General features: G+C 39.6%; 1 protein-coding gene and 1 pseudogene. Both read left to right on the forward strand.

The window, feature by feature from the left end; genetic code table 11:
• Window positions 1-244, forward strand: a 244-nt coding sequence (locus C1642_RS19820; protein ID WP_416202834.1) for a serine O-acetyltransferase, incomplete at its 5' end; no start/stop codon positions are given.
• Window positions 245-483: 239 nt separating this feature from the next.
• A pseudogene (locus C1642_RS17125) lies at window positions 484-1,084 on the forward strand (hypothetical protein); the annotation flags it as partial.

A 1,084-nucleotide genomic window follows, 5' to 3' on the forward strand; every position in this document is an offset into this window, starting at 1 on the left:
GACCCTTGGAGCAAAACGCTTTGAAACCAATGATGATGGTGGTTTGAAAAAAGACTATATACGCCATCCGATTGTTGAAGATGATGTCGTGATCTATGCAGGTGCCACTATTTTAGGCCGTATTACCATTGGCCGAGGGTCAATTATTGGGGGGAATGTTTGGCTAACCCATAGTGTTGCTGCAGGTAGCCAGATTTTACAGTCACCGAATGAGTCTTATCAAAAAAATCATATTGCCGGTTAAAAACTATAGATGTGAAACAAATAGATAAGGAGATAAATAAACAAAGAACGTGCAGATTAATAAAATGCTTATTTCTAGTTTAAATATATTTTTATTTAGAAAATAGATAACTCATTAATAAGCTCAGTATTTAAAAATTTATAACGCGATTTTAATTTTAAAACCAGAACTAATTCTAGTTTATATGCATCCTAGAATTTTTATTTTCAAAAAGCCAATGTAATAAGGAAAAATGATTCATGGCGAAAAATACAGACAAAGCCCAACTTGCACTTGGGGACCATGCGGCCCGTCAACTGGCCAATGCAACTAAAACAGCTCCCCAGCTTTCTACAATTACTCCCCGCTGGCTGACTCACTTACTTCAATGGATTCCTGTTGAAGCAGGTATTTATCGCCTAAACCGTGTCAATAATACCGATGATATTCAGGTGGCTTGCACACAACGTGATGAAGCAACTTTACCTCAAACTTTTGTTGATTATGACCCAGAGCCACGCGAATACTTTTTAAATGGTGTATCTACTGTTTTAGATGTGCATACACGTGTTGCCGACCTTTACAGCAGCCCACACGACCAAATTAAAGAACAGCTTCGCTTAACCATTGAAACCATTAAAGAACGTCAAGAAAGCGAGCTTATCAATAACCCTGAATACGGTTTACTGGCAAGTGTGACAGATGACCAACGTATTTCGACTTTAAATGGCCCACCCACCCCTGATGATCTTGATGATTTGCTACGTAAAGTCTGGAAAGAACCGGGATTTTTCCTAGCACACCCTGATGCGATTGCAGCATTTGGCCGTGAATGTACACGCCGTGGTGTACCGCCTCCAA

Origin of the sequence: Acinetobacter sp. AKBS16 (genome assembly GCF_002899995.1) — a bacterium.
Classification (GTDB): domain Bacteria; phylum Pseudomonadota; class Gammaproteobacteria; order Pseudomonadales; family Moraxellaceae; genus Acinetobacter; species Acinetobacter baumannii.